Source organism: Paraburkholderia sp. MM6662-R1 (genome assembly GCF_050436245.1).
Classification (GTDB): domain Bacteria; phylum Pseudomonadota; class Gammaproteobacteria; order Burkholderiales; family Burkholderiaceae; genus Paraburkholderia; species Paraburkholderia tuberum.
Genome location: NZ_JBNDLV010000001.1, coordinates 1 through 18513, shown reverse-complemented (window position 1 = coordinate 18513; position 18513 = coordinate 1). Strand labels below are relative to the sequence as shown.

The window sequence follows — 18513 nt, the reverse complement described above, 5'->3', positions numbered from 1 at the left end:
CCGGAGTGTGGTGTGCCTCGCGTCCGGACGCACGTCACCGAAGCTTCGGTTAGGGACCGTTTCGGGCGGGTTTGTCAAGGCGCACCTCGCCCGATCGCGAAGTGATTGTGGCAAAAACACAAACCGCATTTTTTTGCCATGAATAGTCCGCAAACGATTACCTATACTTTCCGGATCACGTTCTCCGAAGCGCGTCGCATGCGACAGGAATGGCTCGAATATCTTCAGCTTGTTAGCTGGAACAACCCGATAGCTTTGGCGTTGGCGTCAAGCGCGGTCGGCTCCATCGTGACGCTCGCATGGATCTCCGCGAGAAATGTCAGGGAACGCAGGTCTCAGCGACGCGATACAGCGCTGGAACTGGCGTTGTCGTTGGAGAGCTACGCCCGAACCTGCCGGACGATTATGCATAAGGCTGCGTGGGCGGCGACAAAGCCGGCCGACTCGGTGGGCCGTGAAGCGGTCAGGACCGTGTCCGTTGCTGCCTTTGGCTACCCAGACAAACTCCGATGGAACGTCCTCAGCCGCAAGATCGTTTCCGAACTACGCGAGTACCCGGCCACGGTGCATGCCGCCCGGGAGTATGTGGAAGCGTTCCGGGAATTCGGCGAGCCAATCGAACTTTGCGGTCTGGTTGAATACGAATGTGCGAAGGCTGCAATGGCCGCGTTAGCCCTTGCCCGGGCCACACGCCGACGGCACGGAGCCGCGTCGTGGAAGCCGGGCACCAAAGATTCAGCCATGGAGCGCGAACTGTCCAGCTTTATCGCGAGCGCTGAAGAAAATCGCACGACGTCGCTCCAGCGTCGAACGGAATCTACGGTTGCTCGGCGAGCTGACGCACAAGCGTTCAAACAGGCCCTAAACGCCTGAAGACATCGAAATAAAAAGGAAAGCGAGTGCGTCAGGCTCCTCGCGACCCACTTCTGCCCCTCGACCGACGGTATCTCAACGGGAGCTTTAGCTGCGGAGCAGACAGTCGGAAAAGTCGTTGGGAGGGAGGCACGAGCGATGCGCTGGCGTGGGCGCTACACTCATATCTGTACTCCGACTGCGATGACGATGGAGACGGCGAGGACCCACAGCTCGATGGCGGTGAAGTGGGGGTATCCAATCTTTTTCATCGTCTTCCTCTCCTTATGCCCCGCAGCCTGAACTTCATTGGGCATTCCTGGCCGGCAAGTACCTGCTCTGGCCGTCGTCGATGTGCAACAAATCGAGGGCTTGTACCTCAGCCGACGTTGAAACCTCGGCCCGAGGTCGAGGTCGACGCGCCGTACTTGGCCGGGGTCTGCGCCTGTCTACCGGTGGCAGGCGCTTTCCGCCGCTCGCTGACCGCTCGGTAAAAAAAAGCCGGCGGAAGCCGGCTTCGAAGGAGGTTCCGTTTTTCCCAGGGGTGGGAAGGTAGGAACCTGAGGAGACTCATTGTGTCAACGCGTTGGCCGGGTGATGTCCCACAACTGTTCACAAGCGTCCAAACTAAGCCCTGCCGATTCGATCCTCGCCTCCTACATAACAATCGCACCGTCCATGGAACCATGATATGCGGATGGTCCCAAGACGGCCATTCTACGAACGGTTGCCGCAGTCGTACGTGAGCGTCGGGCTCTTATACTCGTGTATATCATCGAGACGATGAAGCGGGCCGGGCGTCGAACAAACATATCGCAGTACAACAAGACGGAGCCGGCCTGCCCGAGCGGCGGGTACTGCGGGGTAGCAGACGTCGGAACGTCCGCGCGAAGGTGCCGACCAACGTCCGTAGCTGGCCGGTTGCAGTCTCATGCAATGAGCATACGCTGCCTGAACTTCGCACGAGCTGCGATCGGCAGCACGCACCCCTATGCGCCATTCAAAGCCCCAATTTAGGTGACTGGTATGCAGCCAGAAGATGCCACCCCGCCGGGCAGCCTTCGACAACCGGCCGAAGCCGCCTGTCATCAGTGCGGCGTGATGTCGCCTGGCACCCGGCCATGAGGACGCGTTGTGGGACAATCCAGTTCGGCAACCACCAGTCTGGAGGGCGAACGCCATGGATTCGTCATACATCAAACTGACAACCCCAATCGTCGACAGCCGGTCAGCGCTGTGGTTCTCCGCGTATGGCTTCGGGTGGGGATACTGCGCCTTCGAACTCAGACCGGAGGTTGTTTGCGAATACCTCGGAGTGGCAGACGACAGCCAGAAGCAGTTGCTGCTCGCGTTTCAGTTGGGAAAGCAAAAGTTAGTGGGAGTTGCGGAACGCAAAATACCTCCATCGAGTGGAGAGCGCATCGAGATTACTGGCCAGGATCTTTAAGCCGCGCTGCAGCAGTGCACACGACTGGCCGGTTCGGTCTAAGCACCCGTCATTCGCGCATGAAGTCGGACTGACCGGACCTGGCCGGCAGTACGCGTTCACGCAAGTCGCCCGAAAGCCGGCGTTGAGGATTCCAACGTCGGATCTCAAAAACGCTCATCGAACAGGTCCTATCGGCCATTAGGCGACGCCCGAAGCCTATGCACACGGGACGCCGGTTCGTCCGCTTGACAGCGATCAACTGCCGCCCACCGCTCAGAGTCCACGCGGGCAGCTAGAGGCAACGCGGGTTTTCGTTTCTTCTCGCGGCGTGCAACTGAATTTGCTATCGAATTCCTTTTAAATTCGTCAGGCGACTGATATTGCAAACACTTGAGTGCTATCCGACAGCCTCCAGCTTATTGTTGCTCGCCCCTCGTCGTCCGCTGTATCCAGCGCCCAGGCGCGTTCCCTGTCCCCTGGCCCTTGCGTCAGCGTGGGCTGGAGTTTCTCGACGGCAAGACCTCATCAATCAAAGCGAAGCGACCGTTCGGACGCACCTCTGTCCTTCCTCACGGCCCACGCGCTCATGCCGCGTCAGGTTGCTGGTCCGGCGCCGCATGCGCAAAAGCGGCGAGCGCAATTGCGTTCTCATTGATGCGCGTGAGTATCGGAAAGCGGTCGACGTCGACGGAGAAGCGCTGCGCATTGAAAACTTGTGGCACAAGACAGAGGTCAGCCATTGTCGGTGCGTCGCCGACGCAGAACCTGCCGGTCCGCCTGTCGGCCACGAGCCGCGTCTCGAGCGACTCAAACCCAACCTCGACCCAATGCCGGTACCAGGCGAGCTTCGCTTCCTCAGTCAGGCCCAGATTCGCCGTTAAATACTTCAGCACGCGCAGGTTATTCAGGGGATGGATTTCGCATGCGATTTGCAGCGACAGCGATCTGACATAGGCACGCCCCGCAGGATCTCCTGGCAGGAGCGGCGGATCAGGCTGGATTTCGTCAAGGTACTCGATCATTGCGAGCGATTGCGGAATCGACGCTCCCGCATCGTCAAGCAGCGTAGGCACCAGCTGGTCGGGGTTGATTTCCCTATATGCCGGCGCGAGCTGTTCGCCGCCGTTGCGCACCAGATGCACCGGCAGGTACTCGTACGCGATCCCCTTGAGGTTCAGCGCAATCCGCACGCGATAGGACGCCGAACTCCGGAAGTAGCTATATAGCTTCATGTCCGCTCTTAGCCCTGAAGCTGATCCCACATTTCCCTGTCTCGTTCAGCCGTCCAGATGCGTGGATGGCTGATACCGCTGGCCTCGTCGTAGGCCCGCGACACGTCAAAGGGCAGGCAGTGCTCGTAGATGAAAACATGCCCGAACTTCGGGTCCATGACCTTGCGCGTGTGCGCCATTGCACCCTTCAGATCGAGCTTCTGCGCGACCGCATCACGACCACTCTGACGCAGAGTGGTCACGAAGTCCTTCGTATAGTTGAGCCCTTGCTCGATATCTTCGCGTGTCACCAGTGCCGGTCCACGGCCCGGCACGAGCTTTTCCGCACCGAGAGCACGCAGCGCTTCGAGCGTCGCCGGCCACTCGGCCAACTGAGCGTCACCGCAGTAGCAGGCCACCCCGTATTCGACCAGATCACCGGAGAACAGCACCTTCTGCGACGGCAGCCAGACCACCGTGTCGCCCTTGGTATGGCCCGCGCCGGGATGTGCGATCTTGACTTCAAGCTTGCCGAGAAAAAGCGTGATTTCCTTTTCGAAAACAAGCGTTGGCCAGGTCAGCCCAGGCACCGTCTCCACATCTGCGAACAACCTCGGGAAGCGTTCGATCTCCGACTTCATGTCCGCTTCGCCGCGCTCTACGATCAGCTCATAGGTACCGCGGCTGGCGATGATCTCCTGGGCCCCTTCCTTAAAGTAGGCCGACGCGCCCAGGACGCGCACGGCGTGATAGTGCGACAGCACCACATACTTGATCGGCTTGTCCGTCACCGACCGGATTTTTGCGATCAGTTGCTGTGCCATTGCGGGCGTACCGGTTGTGTCGATGATCAATACACCATCATCACCGATGATCACGCCCGAATTCGGATCGCCCTCGGCGGTGTACGCATAAGCGTTCTCCGACAGTTGCGTCCATGTAATTTCTTTGACTTCCAGGTCCCCTTGGGATGCGAATGCCTTTGCCATGCCAACTCTCCGTGTTCTGTAACGGATATCTAAGATGGGAAACAGCTGTTTTGTGCTAGCGCGGACCCCGAGGTCATGCGCCGCCGCGCTCCACCTGCATATGAGACAGGATGGCGTGCGCGTCGTCCTGCTCCTGGATAGTGTTCACGATCTGCACAAGCTGGTCAGCCTGCTGACCTGAGACCGGTTTAGCCGCATACTGCAGACAGTCCGTGAAACGCGCCAGATGGGCTTGCTCGGGCAGAGCGTTGCCTGGAAAACCCGGAGCAATATCGAGCGCCAGCTTCAGCCGACGGCCGTCGGCCGCTTCGACGTGAAGCTCGACTGCCGTATGGTGAAGCGCCTGCATGGTCTCATCGGAAATCACGTCGACCCGACCGGTGAATGCAAGTACCTCGGGATCGCGGATGCTCGACTCGACGAAGTGCTCGAGTCGCGATGCGCCCCGAACCAACGCATTAGCGACGCAGTATTTCGCACTGAACTGCGCGTTCACGCGAGGGTTCTCGCCTATTACGAAATCATGGCCAACAAGGCGGAACGCATACGGCGGCAGTCTGACCTCAATGCGACCGACGTTACCCGGTCCGATATCGAGTTCCTTGCGTGCGCGCAGCGCCAGCTCGGTCACCCCCTGCGTCAGGCCGCAACTGGGGTATTTTTTGAATACGGTGCTCATTACCTGCCACTGTTCTCCGAGTCCCTCGACAAACTCGTCGGCCTTGCGAAGCCCTCGGGCAAATTGGTGCGCATATCCGTAGACACCCGACAGGAAGCGGCCCGGTCCGGTGATACCGCGTTGCGCGAGCTGCGCGCACGTGACCCCGGTCTCGGCCACCCACCCCTGAATCAGTCGCACCGCGAGTGAGCCGTCGATATTGCTCTGGAAGCTGCCCGCTGCCCGGTTGAACGCCAAGGCCAGTGAGTGCAGGGTTTGCTGACGGTCCAGGCCGAGTATCCTCGCCACCGCTGCGGTCGCGCCGAAGACCCCGGCCACGCCCGTCGGATCGGCGCCATCGTAATCCGCCTCTGCCAGATTCATCCGGGAGGCAATCTCCGCCCCGATGAGCAGCGCGGATAGGAAGTCCCGGCCCGAGCAACCGCCGGCGAGCTCCACCGCGGCCAGTGCCGCGGGAATGAGCGAGGAACCGATATGCAACCCGGGCGCCATCGCATCGCAAAAGTCCAATGCCCGACACATGACGCCGTTTACCAACGCGGCACCGCTGGCTGATACGGAATCGCCATGAATGAACACTGTGGCACCGCCTGATCTGTCACGTTCCCTGACGAAGTCCAAAATCGCTGCGCAACCGTCCTCGGAGGCACCCGCGATCGCCGTGCCCAGGGTCGTCAAAAGCATGTTGCGCACGACTGCGAGTGCCTCTTCCGGTGCATGCGAGGCATCAAACCCATGCACAAAATCCGTCAGACGCCATTCAGCCTGCATCAAATCATTGGATCCGCTCATGGATCAACGCTCCGCGGAAGGTCCGAGGTTGCCGGTGGTCTCCACTTTTCCCCTCGCGATACCAAGCGCCTCGCGCAGCACCGATAAATCACCGATGTGGTTGGCCAGCAGCAGGATCAGCCGCGCGTTGAGCGTTGAACTCTGCTCATCGGTGAGGTCACGATGAGCATCGATGAGCGCCTCGTAAAAATCGTCGCCCGGAACGAACGAATAGAAATAGCGTTTGCCGGGTTCAGCAAAATTGGGCTGTGTAGTCAGTGCCATTCTGAGTCCTTCAATCGTTGCACGTCGCGCGGGCAATCGCACTCCGTACCTTCATCGGGTCAAGCTCGCGCCAGCGTGCCGCGACATGCTGGTCGGGCCGCACAAGATAGACGCTCCCGGGAGCGAGATCGTATCGCTCGCGGACGCGCCCCTTGACGTCGATGAGCGTGGGAATGCCGCCAGGGGCGCTGCCACCTTCCGCCACCACAACTGCCTCGACCGGAATCGGCGCGTCCGAAAGTTCGGCGAGCGCCTGAACAGTCGCCGCATCGAGCGCTGATGCGTCCTTCGTGAAAAGGAGTAGCGCGAAGCGGTCACCGAAGGCACCGAGCAGCCATGATTGACCGCCACCGGTCACCGGCGCATCGGCCATCGGCGCCCCCGGCACCATGTTGCCGGCGAACGTCGACGCATCCGGCGTGTTAAGACTCGAGTCGATCAGGATGGTGGGCACCGAGAGACGGCCAGAGTCCACCAGCGCCCGTGCAAAAGGCTGCTCCCCGGCCAGCCCCAGTAGAGCATCACGGAACGTTTTGCTGATGTTGCTTTTCGGGGTAATGAAATCCGTCGAGCGCGTCGAGTTCCTGATGTTGTCGTCAGCAGCCAGCCCGCGCTCTTCCGTGTAGGTGTCGAGCAGCGCCGACGGCGCCTTGCCTTCCATAACGAGCCTGAGCTTCCATACCAGGTTGTCGGCGTCCTGTATGCCCGAATTGGCACCCCGCCCGCCAAAAGGAGAAACCTGATGCGCGGAATCGCCGACAAAAAGCACGCGACCATGGTTGAAGCTGCCCATGCGCCGGCACTGGAACGTGTAGATGCTCACCCATTCGAGCTCGAACTCGCGGTCGTCGCCCAGCATCGCTTTGATGCGCGGGATCACATTCTCTGGCTTCTTTTCCTCTTCGGGGTCGGCCTGCCAGCCAAGCTGGAAGTCGATCCGCCAGACGTTGTCGGCCTGACGGTGTACGAGCGCCGACTGATTACGGTGAAACGGCGGATTGAACCAGAACCACCGCTCCGTGGGGTAGTCGGCGTTCATGACCACATCGGCAATCAGGAACCGATCCTTGAAGATTTTCCCGTCGATGTCCAACCCAAGAAGGGTGCGGATCGGGCTGCGCGCGCCGTCCGCAGCGACGAGCCACTCCGTATCCAAGGTGTAGTCACCCGCAGGGGTCCTGACCTGAAGCGTCACCTCATGACCCTGCGGCATAACGCCGATGACCTCGTTCTTGAAACGGATCTCGAGATTCGGTAACTCGCGAGCGCGTCGAAGCAGAAACTCTTCGAGGTAGTACTGCTGAAGGTTAATCATGCCGGGCCGATGATGGTCGGGCTCCGGGCTGAGATTGAAGTTAAAAACTTCCGTCTCGTCAAAGAATGTACGGCCGACGTTCCAGGACACGCCCTTTTGCATCATCGGCCCACTGCAGCCGAGTCGGTCGAAGATCTCGAGCGTGCGTTTGGCGTACGCCACCCCGCGTGAGCCGAGTGAAACAGTATCGTCGTTGTCCAGGAGAAGCACCGGCGTCCCCTGGGCGGCCAGGTCAATAGCGGTAGTGAGACCAACCGGGCCGGCGCCGACCACGACCACCGGGTAGCGCCCATGGGGAACGCCATTGAGCTCAGGCGGGCGCACAAATTCGAATTTCTCGTACTGATAGGTACTATGCACTGTCAATGTCTCCAGATTACAACCTTGCGTAACCGCGCCGCCAAGTCCACGCCATGCAACGCCGACCCGGCGCCCGCCCGCCACGCCAACCCCTCGTGTCACGTCTCGTGCTTCAGTCTTCCCGTGCGTGTCGCCAGCATGAACGCCACGACAAGGATTGCGCCGATCAGGGCGGCCACCCTGGGATAGGCCAATCCTGCATACATGTTCCCGTTCGCCGCGACGATCGCGAAAGCCGCTGCAGGAAGAAATCCTCCAGTCCAGCCGAAGCCGATGTGGTAGCTCACGGAAAGCGCGGTGAAGCGAATCCTGGCTGGAAACAGTTCAGTCATGGCCGCTGCTAAAGGTGCGTAGGTCATGGCTGCAAAAGTGGCAAGGGCGACCAGCAGCAGGAAGACCATTGGCCGGTTCACACCGTGCGGCGGGGCCTTCTGCGGGTATCCGGCGGAGTCCAGCGCACCGCGCAGCGAGGCGGCGAAAGCTTTAGCCTTGACTGGGGCGTCCGTCCCGCTGCCGTCGTAAGAAGCGACGACCTTATCGCCCACCCTGATGATTGCACCGGCACCCGCGCTCGCTGTCTCATTCGTGTAGCTGATGCCGGCGCGGACAAGCGCACTCTTTGCGAGATCGCAGGACGTATGGAACTTCGACGTTCCGAGTGCATTGAATTGCGTCGAGCATTCGTGCGGATCGGCCACGACCACGACGGGCGCCGTCTCAATGGCGCGTTCCAGCGCCGGATTGGCAAAATGCGTCAGGCCGCGGTAGATCGCCGGATAACAAAGGACAACCAGAATGAACCCTGCGCAGATTACTGTCTTACGCTCGATCTTGTCGGACAGCACGCCGAAAGCGAGAAAGATCGGAACCGCCATGACGAGCGAAAACATTGAAAGCAGATTGGCCGTTGCGGGCTCAACGCGCAACACCTCGGTCAGGAAAAATGGCGTGTAGAAAAATGCGCTGTAAAAAGTCACCGCCGCGCCGGGTCCAAGAGCGAACAGCGAACAGATCATTGCGACGATGTTGCGACGACCGGTGAACGCTTCCCTGAGCGGCGCGCGCGAGACCTGGTGTTCGTTGCGCAGGCGTTCGAATTCAGGTGATTCGCCCATGCGGGTACGCATCCACAACGACAACGCCAGCAAAACCAGCGATAGCACGAACGGCACACGCCAGGCCCATTCAAGAAAAGCCGCCCCGCCGAATGTAGAACGCGTGCCCTGCACGACCAGCTGAGAGAGAATCAGACCGGCGATCGGTGCAATCTGGAGCCACGACGTATAGAAGGCGCGCCGGTTTGCCGGAACGTGTTCCGCGACATAGACCATCGCCCCTCCATTTTCGCCGCCCAACGCAAACCCCTGAACAAGCCGCAGCCCGACGAACATAATGGGGGCGAGAACGCCGACGGTTGCATATGTCGGCAGCAGACCGATTAGCACGGTCGCCAGTCCCATCAGCGCGACCGTCACGACGAAAACCTGTTTTCGACCGAGCCGGTCGCCTATGCTGCCGAAGACCATCGCGCCAAGCGGCCTGACGAGAAAGCCTGCCGCAAATCCGAGCAACGTAAAGATCAGCGACAGCGCGGGATTGACACCGGAAAAAAACTGCTTGGCAATCACGGCAGCCATTGTGCCGACGAGGAACAAATCGTACGCCTCGAAGCACGATCCAAGCGATGCAGCAACCACAATCTGGTAAAGGCTCGCGCCCGAGCGCTTTCCTGCGGAATGTTCAGGCAATGCTGTGCCTGCCGCGAGGCTCGCGGCGGTTTGATCGGATTTCATTGTGTCTCCTCCATCCGGACGATGGTGGACCGGCTTTGGACCAAACCCTTTGGGCATGTCACTGGGTTGCCTTGTCCTTTACCGATCCGGGTGATTCCTGGGTAGCCGCTTATCTCTTACGGACAATGCGGTTCATGTTTTCCTACCAGCTGCGGGCCAAGGCCACAGCCGCTCCTTACATCATCACGTCACCCGTCACGGCCGGCGCGCGGGAAGCACCGTCGCGCGGCACTCTCCGAACCCGATGCGACGATACCCGTCTCGTTCGCACCATCCGCGCATGATGACTGTGTCGCCGTCCTCCAGGAACGTGCGGGTTTCTCCACTCGGCAACGTGAACGGATGCTTGCCGCCTTCCGTGAGTTCAAGAAGACAGGCGCGCGAAGCCGGATCGGGGCCTGAGAGAGTCCCGCTGCCGAGCAGGTCGCCTGGGCAAAGATTCGTCCCGTTCGATGTCTGATGTGCAATCAGTTGTGACATTGCCCAATAAGCGTCCGGATAACGCGAGACGGACAAACTCGCCGGAGGTGCGCCGCTGGTTCGCATCTGCGCTGACTGCAACAGGGTCTCGACCCGAATATCAATCGAACCGCGTGTCGCCAGCTCGGAGCTCCAAAGGTGCGGCATTGGCGCCGGATCACCTTCAGGACGAGAGAAGCCGGTGCGGTACGGCTCGAGCGCCTCGAGCGTCACGATCCATGGCGACAGGCTCGTGAAAAAGCTTTTCGCAAGGAACGGCCCCAGCGGCTGGTATTCCCATGACTGAATGTCGCGCGCGGACCAGTCGTTCAACAGGCAAACGCCGAATACATGCGCGTCAGCATTCTGGATGTCAATGGCCGTGCCGAGTTCGTTTCCTTGTCCGATGAGTACACCGAGCTCGGCTTCGTAATCAAGTCGCCGGCTGGGCGCAAACTCCGGCTCGGCGCTGCTCGGGTCCTTCAGTTGACCGATTGGCCGGCGGAAATCCTGTCCCGACACACGAATCGAAGACGTACGGCCGTGATAGCCTACCGGCAGCCAGCGATAGTTTGGCAAGATCGGATTGTCGGGCCGGAACAGACGGCCGACGTTTGTTGCATGGCTGAGCGATGAGTAAAAGTCGGAAAAGTTCTCGATGCGCGCCGGAAGAGCGTATTCAGCGTCCGCCTGCGGAACGAGGCATTCGGAAACCTCCTTCCGCTGAGGACAGTCCTCAGATAGCAGGAACGACACAGCCGAGCGCACAGCGCTTCGCTTGTCGGACGGTAGCGCCATGTAATCGTTGAGCGGCGCACGTGCAGCCGAGTGCGCTGCCTCACGCGCTTCTGCCGGAAAAAGATTCCTTGCCAGAACAGCGCCTACATCGAGGATCTGATCGCCGATCGCGATGCCGCCGCGGAAATTTTCATTTCCCGAAGCCCGCCGGAATACGCCGTGGGGAAGGTTCTGAACCGGAAAATCCGTCGCGCCGTCATTGGCTGAGCGGACCCAGCTCTTCCGTGAAGCGTCATGGGTGTGATTGGAACGGGTCATGTTTAATTATTTCCTTCCGCAGAGGTCTCGTAGCGCTTGCGCTTGATCTGTCCGATCAACTCAATCATGGCGGCGGAGACGTCCCGACCTTCGGCTTGCGCCGCTGCTTTCGCGGCGAGCCAATGATCAAGATCTTCCTGCGCCTGGGTAGTGTGCTGGTTCCATGCAGGATCGATCGGCGTCGTCAACTCAAGCCGATATCCGTTCGGGTCCCGGAAATAGATGCTCTGAATAATGCCTTTGTGATCGACAGGGCCAAGTACATCTACGCCCTCGCTGACCAACCATTCCTTCCAGCGCATGAGCTCGGCCGTATCGCTCACCTCAAGCGCGATGTGGTCGAAGACATCGTAGGCGGGATGCGACGGAGACGAGGGCAAAGGCAAATCGGTGCATTCGAAGAACGCCATCGTTGACCCGTCCGCCATCCGGAAGAAGATATGGAAATAGGGAAAGGCATCACCCGTGGACGGCACGTGATCATCCATGATCGTGCTCGCGAGTTCCATTCCGAGGATGCGGCCGTAAAAGTCGGCAGTGGCCCCTACGTCATGCGTGACGCGTGCATAGTGATTGAGCATATTCGGCCGCAGTCCCAGCTCGGAGGCCGAGCGGCGCGATTCTAGTGTGGAAGTTTGCATATCGATTCCTATCTGTCGTAGTTAGACCAGCACGGGGGCGCGATCGATGACTTGTGCCAGCACGTCCGTCAGGCACTGCGCGAGATCGACACCTACTGGAGCAGTTGTACAGCGCCACGCGACGTGCTGATCCGGGCGCAGCAGGACTGCGCCGTCATCCTCGATTTCGCGTACGTTGCGCCATTCGCCCGAAGGATCGCTTACCTGTGCGTCGTCGGCGATGACTATCACCTCGACGGGCATACCAAGCCTGTCAGTGGTCTCCTTTGCCGCCGTTTCCCAGACGTCCGGCCGGCCGGTAATAAGCACAAAGCGATCAGCCCGTGCGAGATCAAGGCTGGAAATTCTCTGCGAACCGCGCGCGAGCCACGCGTGCGCGATGCGATGGCCGGGGCGCGTGGTCGGAACGAAGCGTTGGCCCAGCGGGTCGCGGGCCGGAGGCGACGTGTTGTCGCTGACGAGCGCACCCCTGTCGTACCGGATGCCGATTTCGAGGTCATGCGCCTGATATTCTGTCCGGTGCACCTTCATCAGTTCGTTGAATCGGGCACGTCGTGCCTCTGCGTCGTCGCCCTCGGCGAGCAAGGCCTTGAAGTTTGCCTCGCTGCCCTGCGGATCGCCCGGCACGATTCCGATGGCTGCATTCGTCACCTGATAATTTCCGAACGTGAACAGTGCCCAGTGGACGTTGCGCTCGGCGACCGGGCGACGTTCGCTCTCATAGCTATCAAGCAACCCGGCTCCGGCCCGGCCCCGAATCACGGCAGCCAGTTTCCATGCCAGATTCTGTGCGTCGTGCACGGCGGAGTTCAGGCCAAGCCCCGTCGTGGGCGTATGTCTATGTGCGGCATCGCCTGCCAGAAAGACGCGGCCAAACCGATAGCGATCAGCCAGCACACCCTGCACGATCCACTTGCCGACGCTGAGCACGCTAACGTCGAGATCAGGAATCTTCAACAATGCGCGGATGCGAGGCACGAGCGTAGCCGCCTCGTAATTTTCGCCGCTGCCGGGCTTGAAACTGAAATGGAACATCCATTCTTCCGAGTGACGGTCGAACCGCGTCGGGCCCAACTTACCCAGCACGCCGCTACCCCATGCTTTAGTGTCGCCTTCGGGATTCGCAAACCAGAACGTGCTGACGTTGTCGTCGTCGATATAAGCCGACAGATCTGCCGCGAAATAGACGGTTACCATCTCCAGCAGTTCGGGCGTACCTTCAAGACGCGCACCGACGCACGGACCGACCGTTTTACCACCGTCGGCAGCGACGACGTATTGAGCGCGAACCTGATAGGTTTCGTCAGCGATACGGTCACGCACGGTCGCGATGACCTCGGTCTCGCTTTGCTCGATCGACAGCAACTCGTGACCGAAGCGCATCTGCGCACCACCCCTCTGCTCCGAATGCGCCTTGAGCAGCGGCTCAAGGCGCACTTGCGGATAAACGGTGCTCTGGCATGGACTATCTTTCTGATACGTAAACCCCAGGGAACCGCCGCCCCAGGCTTCGAGTTCGTAAAGCGTCTTGCGGTCCCAAGGGCGATCGCCGCCCAGACTCGTGCACCAGCGCATCTTGCTGACGTATTCGATCGGCAATGAGCGCGCGTAGATTGCGTCGGCAAGGCCGTATTGACGAAACACCTCCATCGTGCGCTGATTCAGGTACCGCGCCTTCGGCATCGGCGACTGCTGCGGGTGCCTCTCGATCAACAGCGATTCAACGCCAAGGTTGGCCAAAAAAATAGATGTGCTCAGCCCGCAACCGCCGCCACCGACGATCAGTACCGGTACATTGACTTGTTTCAAGATTGTTCTCCTCATCTTCAGAAGCTTGCGCAGCGACTACTGGCCGAGGCGGCCGCGCAACTCCGTTTTCAATACCTTGCCGTAACTGTTTTTTGGCAACTCATTGGCGAACCAGTAGTGTTTCGGGCGCTTGAAGCGTGCAATGTGCTGCACACACCAGGCGTCCAGTTCGTCGCGGGTCGTTTGACGGCCCGCGTGAAGCACCACGAAAGCCACGGGCACCTCACCCCATTCGTCGTCTCGCTGGCCCACTACCGACACTTCCGACACCGACGGATGAGCCAGCAACGTTTCCTCCACCTCTCGCGGATAGATGTTGGAACCACCGGAAATGATCAGGTCCTTCGATCGGTCCTTCAGCGTGAGAAACCCGTCCTCGTCGAGACTGCCGGTATCGCCCGTGTAGAGCCAGCCGTTGCGGATCGCGTCGCGCGTAGCGGACGCATTGTTCCAGTAGCCGGACATGACGGCGGCGCCGCGCACAACGACCTCGCCTGTTTCTCCTTTCGGGGCGGAGCTTCCATCTCGCGCCACGACGTCGACTTCGACGAGCGACTGTGCGACACCCACCGAAGCGGCACGGGCCAACCAATGAGCATGCTTCCGATCTGAGAGATGGTGACGTCCGAGTGCAGTAATTGTCATGGGGCTTTCGCCCTGCCCATAGATTTGCACGAGGCGCGGACCCAACACTTCCAAAGCCTGCTGTAGGTCATTCACGTACATCGGTCCGCCGCCATAGATGATCGTCTTGAAGCCGGCGGGATCGGCATCGACCGCGCGGAAGTGATCGACAAGCCGTTTGACCATCGTCGGTGCGGCGAACATAGCGAGAGGTCCGACACGCGCAGCCAGAGCAGCAAGCTCCTCGGGCTCGAATCCACCCGACCGCGGCACCACGTGACGCGCGCCGCGCAAGATGTACGCATAGTGGTAAAGTCCGGCCCCGTGGGACATCGGCGCTGCGTAGACCATCGCGTCTTCGGGGCTGACATCGTCCACGTCAATGCAATAGCACGCGGTCATCGCCATCAGGTTCCGGTGAGTTTGCATGACGCCTTTCGGTCGCCCAGTTGTTCCGGATGTGTAGAACAACGACGCGAGATCGTCGGGCTGACGGTGATGCAGGTCGGTCGGTGCATATTCGACCGCATGCAGGTATTCGTCCGAGCCGAACACGACGCAGCGCCGCTTACCGCATTGCAGGTCGCTCAATGTCGACAGCAACTCGCTCGAAACGAACAGCACGTCGGCCCCGGCGTCATCCAGGATGTACTCCAACTCTCTGGGATGCAGCTTGCAGTTAGCAGGCACGGAAACGGCACCTGCCCAATAGATGGCCTGAAGCACCTCCAGATATTCGGGACGATTGGCGGAGTAGATGGCAACCCGGGCACCGGGCTGTACGCCGCATTGCTCGTTCAGGAAACCCGCTAGCGCCGCCACGCGTGTCGCAAGTTGCCCGTATTCGAGCCAGGGTTCGTCGCCGTGCAGAACCGCGAGCCGCTTGGGAAAGATCGCTGCCGTGCGCTGCAGCCACCGGGCGATGTTCATCTGCTGCGCTCCAGAATGCTGACATAGCTCGCCACCGCGGAGCCTCCCATGTTGAAGACGCCGGCGAGTGAGGCATCGGGAACCTGCATTGCGCCTGCTGTATTGGTCAATTGCATCGCAGCAATCACGTGCATGGACACGCCCGTGGCGCCGATCGGGTGGCCTTTCGCTTTGAGCCCGCCAGAAGCGTTGACCGGAAGTCGCCCTCCACGGGCAACGACCCCTTCTTCGATAAGACGATGGCCCTGGCCAGCAGCGGCCAGGCCCATCGCTTCGTAGCTGAGCAACTCAGCGATCGTGAAGCAATCGTGAACCTCGGCGAACGACAGGTCGTCAATCACGCAACCGGCCTGCTCGAGTGCGCCGCGCCAGGCACGCTTCGGACCTTCAAACGACGCAGCATGGCGGCGCCCCAGCGGCAGATAATCGTTGACCTGCACACGGGAACGGATTGAGACCGCACGAGGAAAATCTGCGGCCGCATCGCTCGAGGCAAGCACCAATGCAGCAGCGCCATCGGAGATTAGCGAGCAGTCGGTCTTGCGCAGCGGTGGCGCAATCATCGGATTTTTTTCAGATACGGTATTGCAGAACTCAAAGCCGAGGTCTCGCCGCATATGCGCCCACGGATTGTCGACGCCGTTCGCGTGATTTTTTGCGGCTATACGCGCGAGCGCCGACGAATGGTCTCCGTACTCCGCGAAATAGTCCTGCGCGATTGAGGCGAAGATTCCCGGGAAGCCCCCGGGCGGATTTCCCGCCTCGCCCGAGTATGCGCAGTTACCAAGAATGCGCGTAACATCTTCGCCGGATACATCGGTCATCTTTTCGGCGCCGATTACCAGCGCGGTACGCGCACGGCCCGCCTCAATCGTATCGCATGCCGAGTAAATTGCGGCGGCGCCCGACGCGCAGGCGTTCTCAACACGCACCGCCGGCTTCCATCGCAGCCCATCGCTGCAATTGAGCGTCAGTGACGAAGCGAAGATGTCCGGGACAAGACCGCCATTCAAATTGCCCAGCCACGTGCCGTCGATTTCTTCGCCTTGCAGGCCCGCATCCTTCACGGCTTCGCGGCCGGCCCGCACGATCAGATCCTCAAGGCTTGCGCCGTCGAATCGGCCAAACGGCAAGTGCGCCCAGCCTACAATCGCCACTCCCATCGCGTTCTCCCATCAATGTGCATTTGGGAAATTTACCCGCGTCATCACCGAGAGGGCAGTCGTCGAATTACATTAGGGTGAACACCGGTAAGATGCGTCTTAACTTCCTTTCATTAATCCGCGTTTCTCCGGGCATAGAACTTACAATGTGGCAGTGTGGCGCAGAGGAAGTGCAGAAGGTCACCGATCGCGCCCGAGTAGCTTGCCGATCAGTTCTCCCGTCGTCATGGCTGCATACTTGCGCATAAGCCGGGCACGGTGTGCTTCAACCGTTCGATGACTAATTTGCAGCTCGCGCGCGATCTGCTTGCTGCTTTTTCCCGTCACCAGCAGTTGCGCGACCTCGCGCTCGCGCCGAGTCAGGTCGCGAGTTACCCGACGGGCCGACGAAATATCCTCGAATGCCCAGATCGCAGTTGCAAATGGATCGTCGCGGTTCATTGAGCGCCCGGAAACGTGGCACCAGAACGGGTTGCCATCAAGCCTTTGCATGATGCGCTCATCGGAATAAAAGCCCGTCTCCTTCATCACCAGCCATGCGCGCTCGCCGATGTGTCGAAACTCATCCTGGGAGGGGTAGAGGTATTCCAGCGAGCGTCCAGCCAGTTCGTTGGGCGCACACCCAAAAATTTCACCGAACGTGTAGTTGCAAGACACGATGACTCGCTGCCTGGACAGGAGCAGGCCAACGGGTGCCATGCGAAACGCCTGCACAAGATCGTCAGGCGGATTCGGCGACTCACCGGAACCCACGTCGGTAGCCAGTCTGTCATCACTGGAACCCTGTCCTTCCTGGTTGACGGTGGGCGCCGCCTTTATAGAAACGACTTCGGATCCAGCAGAAGTAGGCGCGGTACGAGATCCGTGGGATCCGGATCGTTTTACCGGCCTGTCCATGTTCTGCCATATCCGGCCGACAGTGGAGGCGGAAACGTTAGCCTCTCGTGCGACGTGGCGGGCACTGCTTACTGCCATGACACCGTCGGGCTTGCGAGATGCGATCTCGGCCACCGTCGCTTCGCCGATTCTTTGGGGAGCCCCGCTGCGAGGAAGATCCGTCAAGCCCTGCAGGCCATCCATGATGAACCTTCTGCGCCATTTGGAGACTGTGTGCGCGGTCGACTGAACGCGAGCGGCCACAACCGCATTGTCCAGTCCCTCTGCACAGGCCAGGACGATTCGGGCGCGAAATGCCAGCGCTGGACGAGTGCCGCCGCGCTGCGCGAAGTCGTTGAGCGCGGCTCTGTCCTCCGGACTTAACGACAGATGCAGTTTCGGCCTTCCTTTCATCGCCTGGGCTTCAGCCGCCGGACAGGTCAATCGGCCAGACGACTTATGTAACGAACATACCAGGCATCATACCCGTTGAACTGATACATAGGCTCGATTCAGCCGTCGGACTTTCGCGGTCTCTGTTGCGTGCACCGTCGGCTTCGCCAAGGAAAGCAGGACAAGCAGAACATTGTCGCTGTCGCATGCCGCGTGGTTGGTTAGAACCGTTAGCTTGCGTGACCAGGACTGTAGGGGCGGTAAAGGGCGGGCAGGAAAACAACCAGCGCAAGCGCTCTTGACTGGTAAGCACGACTTCAGGTCATGCTTACTGCGTCTCAGTGCGCATTGCGAGCCAAGCGGTACGTCGTGCAATTCAGTCGAGGATCTTTAAACCTTCAGGAGGCTCGCACGGTATTGTTCCCATCCTGGCCGGCACTGAAATTTCCAGGAACTCGAAATCTTCCGAGATTGCCGTTTCATTGTGTTTGAGACCAGGTGGAATATAAAGCGATTCGCCAGCGCCAACCCGAATAACTCGACCATCTTCGAACTGAAGATCTATCCAGCCTCGGAGGGTGAAAATAAACTGCGTTTCGCAAACATGGTAATGCCAACCGGTCTGCTGCATCACGCCTGTCGCCACGGTCACCTGCGCCCTCATTCGACCGTCTGTGGCGTCGGAAACACCGAGATCCCGATAATTGAAGAACGTTCGGCGACCTGCTACCAGTGGGGCTGTTTCCGTCGTAGCGTATGCGAGTTTCTCTAAAAGATCAGCGGAGACGTTTGCGGCCTCGGGGGAAAGGGTACCGCTGTAGTGTTCCATTGAATGTTCCTTAATTTAGCCGGTGGGTGCCAGGTGCTCTCGTCAAAGC

The 18513-nt window shown here is 59.9% G+C and carries 15 protein-coding genes; 2 read left to right on the top strand and 13 right to left on the bottom strand.

All coding sequences use genetic code 11. The features are described 5' to 3' along the window. Nucleotides 1-105 precede the first annotated feature (105 nt). Both OKW39_RS00075 and OKW39_RS00070 read left to right on the top strand, forming a co-directional pair. Entirely contained in the window at nucleotides 106-873 is a 768-nt protein-coding gene (locus OKW39_RS00075; protein ID WP_429561754.1) for a hypothetical protein, read from the top strand. 1159 nt (nucleotides 874-2032) lie between these two features. Further along, on the top strand, nucleotides 2033-2299 hold the full coding sequence (locus tag OKW39_RS00070; protein ID WP_429561753.1) for a hypothetical protein: 267 nt from the start codon (nucleotides 2033-2035) through the stop codon (nucleotides 2297-2299). 566 nt (nucleotides 2300-2865) lie between these two features. Here the strand turns inward: OKW39_RS00070 and maiA are convergent. The 13 genes from maiA to OKW39_RS00005 form a co-directional block, all read right to left on the bottom strand. Next, nucleotides 2866-3513: a maleylacetoacetate isomerase gene (gene maiA / locus OKW39_RS00065; protein ID WP_429561752.1), complete on the bottom strand. Its 648-nt coding sequence runs from the start codon at nucleotides 3511-3513 to the stop codon at nucleotides 2866-2868. 8 nt (nucleotides 3514-3521) lie between these two features. Then, on the bottom strand, nucleotides 3522-4481 hold the full coding sequence (locus tag OKW39_RS00060) for an MBL fold metallo-hydrolase (RefSeq protein WP_429561751.1): 960 nt from the start codon (nucleotides 4479-4481) through the stop codon (nucleotides 3522-3524). Nucleotides 4482-4554: 73 nt separating this feature from the next. Further along, nucleotides 4555-5952: an MmgE/PrpD family protein gene (locus OKW39_RS00055; RefSeq protein ID WP_429359533.1), complete on the bottom strand. Its 1398-nt coding sequence runs from the start codon at nucleotides 5950-5952 to the stop codon at nucleotides 4555-4557. 3 nt (nucleotides 5953-5955) lie between these two features. Beyond that, nucleotides 5956-6216, bottom strand: coding sequence for a DUF2783 domain-containing protein (locus OKW39_RS00050; protein WP_429359531.1), 261 nt, complete (start codon nucleotides 6214-6216; stop codon nucleotides 5956-5958). Nucleotides 6217-6226: 10 nt separating this feature from the next. Next, on the bottom strand, nucleotides 6227-7891 hold the full coding sequence (locus OKW39_RS00045) for an FAD-dependent oxidoreductase (protein WP_429561750.1): 1665 nt from the start codon (nucleotides 7889-7891) through the stop codon (nucleotides 6227-6229). 98 nt (nucleotides 7892-7989) lie between these two features. Then, on the bottom strand, nucleotides 7990-9684 hold the full coding sequence (locus tag OKW39_RS00040) for an MFS transporter (protein WP_429561749.1): 1695 nt from the start codon (nucleotides 9682-9684) through the stop codon (nucleotides 7990-7992). Between the two features lie 195 nt (nucleotides 9685-9879). Further along, nucleotides 9880-11199, bottom strand: coding sequence for a fumarylacetoacetase (gene fahA / locus OKW39_RS00035; protein ID WP_429561748.1), 1320 nt, complete (start codon nucleotides 11197-11199; stop codon nucleotides 9880-9882). A 2-nt stretch (nucleotides 11200-11201) separates the two neighbouring features. Further along, nucleotides 11202-11840 carry a VOC family protein gene (locus OKW39_RS00030; protein ID WP_429561747.1) on the bottom strand — a complete coding sequence of 213 codons (639 nt, stop codon included), beginning with the start codon at nucleotides 11838-11840 and terminating at the stop codon, nucleotides 11202-11204. A gap of 21 nt (nucleotides 11841-11861) precedes the next feature. Further along, on the bottom strand, nucleotides 11862-13649 hold the full coding sequence (locus OKW39_RS00025; RefSeq protein ID WP_429561746.1) for an FAD-dependent monooxygenase: 1788 nt from the start codon (nucleotides 13647-13649) through the stop codon (nucleotides 11862-11864). Nucleotides 13650-13685: 36 nt separating this feature from the next. Then, nucleotides 13686-15203, bottom strand: a complete 1518-nt coding sequence (locus tag OKW39_RS00020; protein WP_429561745.1) for an AMP-binding protein — start codon at nucleotides 15201-15203, stop codon at nucleotides 13686-13688. Next, the gene (locus tag OKW39_RS00015; protein ID WP_429561744.1) at nucleotides 15200-16366 is read right to left on the bottom strand and encodes an acetyl-CoA acetyltransferase; all 1167 of its coding nucleotides are present in this window, start codon (nucleotides 16364-16366) and stop codon (nucleotides 15200-15202) included. The genes OKW39_RS00020 and OKW39_RS00015 overlap by 4 nt, the downstream gene beginning before the upstream one ends. Before the next feature lie 180 nt (nucleotides 16367-16546). Next, the gene (locus OKW39_RS00010; RefSeq protein WP_429561743.1) at nucleotides 16547-17656 is read right to left on the bottom strand and encodes a LuxR C-terminal-related transcriptional regulator; all 1110 of its coding nucleotides are present in this window, start codon (nucleotides 17654-17656) and stop codon (nucleotides 16547-16549) included. Between the two features lie 355 nt (nucleotides 17657-18011). After that, nucleotides 18012-18464, bottom strand: coding sequence for a cupin domain-containing protein (locus OKW39_RS00005; RefSeq protein WP_429561742.1), 453 nt, complete (start codon nucleotides 18462-18464; stop codon nucleotides 18012-18014). Between the last annotated feature and the right edge of the window lie 49 nt (nucleotides 18465-18513).